General features: G+C 61.2%; 4 protein-coding genes. 3 read left to right on the top strand and 1 reads right to left on the bottom strand.

Going from position 1 to position 3,045, the window contains the following annotated elements:
• From WA354_RS03080 to WA354_RS03070, 3 genes are all read left to right on the top strand, one after another.
• On the top strand, positions 1-442 hold a 442-nt coding region (locus WA354_RS03080; protein WP_472811543.1), incomplete at its 5' end, for an HlyD family secretion protein.
• On the top strand, positions 439-1,368 hold the full coding sequence (locus tag WA354_RS03075; RefSeq protein ID WP_472811542.1) for an ABC transporter ATP-binding protein: 930 nt from the start codon (positions 439-441) through the stop codon (positions 1,366-1,368). The genes WA354_RS03080 and WA354_RS03075, both read left to right, overlap by 4 nt.
• A complete protein-coding gene (locus tag WA354_RS03070) occupies positions 1,365-2,480 on the top strand; it encodes an ABC transporter permease (protein ID WP_472811541.1) in 1,116 nt (371 codons plus the stop codon). The genes WA354_RS03075 and WA354_RS03070 overlap by 4 nt, the downstream gene beginning before the upstream one ends.
• 128 nt (positions 2,481-2,608) lie before the next feature.
• Here the strand turns inward: WA354_RS03070 and WA354_RS03065 are convergent.
• Positions 2,609-3,045 (bottom strand): D-alanyl-D-alanine carboxypeptidase (locus WA354_RS03065; protein WP_472811540.1); only part of this gene is annotated, 437 nt, incomplete at its 5' end.

Genomic DNA, 3,045 nt, shown 5'->3' with positions numbered 1-3,045 from the left:
CATTGAAGCCGCACGCGGTCGCCTCGCTGAAGCGCAGGGCCATGTGGCTGAGCTGGACGCGCGTCTCCGCGAAGCCGAACTGGCCGCTCCAGCCGATTCTGTCGTTGAAGTCGTCAGCGTGCGCCCGGGCGACCTGGTTCCCGCCGGCCGCATCGTCATTACCCTGCTCGAAGCGTCACAGCTCTGGGTCAAGGTCTACGTTCCGGAAACCGATCTGGCCCACGTCCGACTCGGCCAACCCGCAACCGTGCACGTCGATAGCTTTGGCAATCGCGCTTTCCCCGGCCATGTAGGCCAGATCGCATCGCAGGCTGAGTTTCTTCCCCGCAATGTGCAGACAAAAAGTGACCGCGAACATGAAGTCTTCGGCGTAAAAGTCTACGTCGACAATGCGCAGCGGATCCTCAAGTCTGGAATGTCGGCAACGGTGCGCCTCGAATGAACGCCATCATCGCAGCCGATCATCTCACCATCCGCTTCGGCTCGTTCACCGCGGTCAGCGACGTCAGTTTCGAGATCGGGAAGGGAGAGCTCTTCGGCTTCCTCGGCCCTAACGGCTCCGGAAAAACCACCATCATCAAGGCGCTCTGCGGACTGCTTCGACCCTCGGAAGGCACCGGCCGCATCCTTGGCATGGATATCCGCAAGGACGCCGCCGAAATCCGCCGCCACGTCGGCTACATGTCGCAGAAGTTCGGCCTGTACGAAGACCTCACGGTTGCCGAGAACATGAATTTCTACGCCGGCGTCTACGGCCTCTCAGCGGACCAGGCCGCACAGCGAACGCGCGAACTGCAGGCGCTCACCGGCATCGAGCCTTACATGAATCGCCGCGCAGGCCAGCTCTCCGGCGGGTGGAAACAGCGTCTCGCCCTCGCCTGCTCAATCATTCACTCACCTGAAGTCGTCTTCCTCGACGAGCCCACAGCAGGCATCGATCCGGTCGCCCGTCGCGCGCTGTGGGATCTGCTCTTCCAGCTCTCCGGCCAGGGCGTCACCTTCTTCGTCACCACACATTACATGGACGAGGCAGAGCGTTGTGGCCGCGTCGGCTACATCTATATGTCGAAGCTCATCGCCATCGGTACCGTCGCCGAGTTGCAAAAGCTCCCCAACGCCAATCCAGCCGGCACGTCACGCATTCAGATCAGCACGCCCAATCCTTCCGAGATCCTCGACAGCGTGCGCCGCATGCCCGGCATCCGCGAAGCCACCATCTTCGGTCACTCCATCCATGCGCTTGCTGAAACCGATCATCTCGCCGATCTCCGCGTGGAACTTCCGCAGGCGCAGATCGAGACCATCGAGCCGTCGCTCGAAGACATCTTCGTCACCCTCACGTACCGCATCATGGAGTCGCAGCGATGAGCGCCCTCTTTCGCGGTCTCGTTCCTGTTTGCCGGAAAGAATTCCTGCACATCATCCGCGACCCCGGCACTCTCTTCTTCGCGCTGCTCATCCCCATGCTGCAACTGTTTCTTTTCGGATTCGCGGTGGACACGAACATCCGCCAGATCCCGACCGTTGTGCTCGACGAATCGCATACGCAAGACAGCCGCCGCCTGCTCGAGAGCTTTGCGGGGTCGGATGTTTTCAATCTGAAGATCTACGCTGGCTCGCAGGATCAGATGTACGAGGCGATTCGCGGCGCAAAAGCCCGCGTCGGCATCCGCATCCCCTACGACTATTCCCGCCGCCTGCAGGATGGCACTACCGCGACCGTACTCGTGCTCGTTGACGGCTCTGACTCGAGCGTCGCCGGCCAGGCCATGAGCACCGCCACCGGTGTCGCCCTCAAGGAGTCCCTCGACCGCGTGCTGCCGGATGGCAGGATGCCCATCGAGGTACGCCCCTCCGTGCTCTACAACCCGGCCACGCGTTCGGCCAATTTCTTCGTCCCCGGCCTGATCGCGATTCTCCTTCAGGTAATGGCGATTCTCATGATCGCCCTCAGCCTTGTCCGCGAACGCGAGCGCGGCACCCTCGAACAGCTCACCATGACGCCCGTCGCCCCGCTCGGCCTCATGGTCGGAAAGATGATTCCATACGGCGTGCTCACCTTCAGCGAACTCTGCGTCATCCTGCTGGTGATGCGGACCGTCTTCCTCGTCCCGATTCACGGCAACGTGCTCTTGCTTCTCCTGCTCTCGATTCCGTTCCTGCTCACGGTGCTTGGAATTGGCCTCGTCATCTCCACACGCGCCCGCACACAGGCCGAGGCGTTTCAGCTTTCCATGGGAACGATCCTGCCCTCGGTTTTTCTTTCCGGCTACATTTTTCTCATCGAGAATATGCCGGTGTTCTTCCAGGGCATCAGCCGCTTGATTCCTGCGACGTACTACATCCAGATCCTGCGCGGCATCATCCTGCGCGGTGCAGGAATAGGCGAATTGTGGGTCAGCGCAGCGGTACTGACGTTGATGGGGTGCGGCAGCACGCTACTGGCGGCGAGGCTATTCGTCAAGCAGGGTGCACAATAACCGGCTGATCACCGCAGCCGAACAGGTCGCGCATCTTCACACTGGCCTTCAAACTCAACGCCTGTCATTCCGACCGAGCGCAGCGAGCGGAGGAACCTGCAGTTGCATTTCACGTCCGGGGCTCGAGATCACTCGGTCGCCGCAATAGCCTCGCAGATCTTCTCCATCGCCGGGACCTCCGCCGTGCTTCCCGGCCGATGTCCATTCACGAGAATCGAAAACGCCAGCGTCTTCCCACTCGCCGTCTGCAAATACCCTGACAGCGCATTGGTCTCATTCAGCGTTCCTGTCTTGGCCCACAGCTTGCCCTTCAGCGTCGAATTCCTGAACCGCCCGTAGAGCGACCCATCCACGCCCGCAACCGGGAATGTGCTGCGCCACGCCTCTCCCCACGCCTGCCGCGATGCATACGCGAGCAACTGTGTATACGCTCGCGGCGCGATTCGATCATCCATGCTCATGCCCGAGCCGTCATAGAAAAAGAAATCGGCGTCGCTCACACCCGCGTTCACCATGAATTGCCGCACCACGCGCGTGCCCTGTGCCAGACTGCCGTCTTTCGCGA

The sequence above is a fragment of the Occallatibacter sp. genome (assembly GCF_049802275.1).
Lineage (GTDB): Bacteria > Acidobacteriota > Terriglobia > Terriglobales > Acidobacteriaceae > Telmatobacter.
Note: the sequence above shows the minus strand (reverse complement) of the source record. Positions and strands in the feature narration are given on the sequence as shown.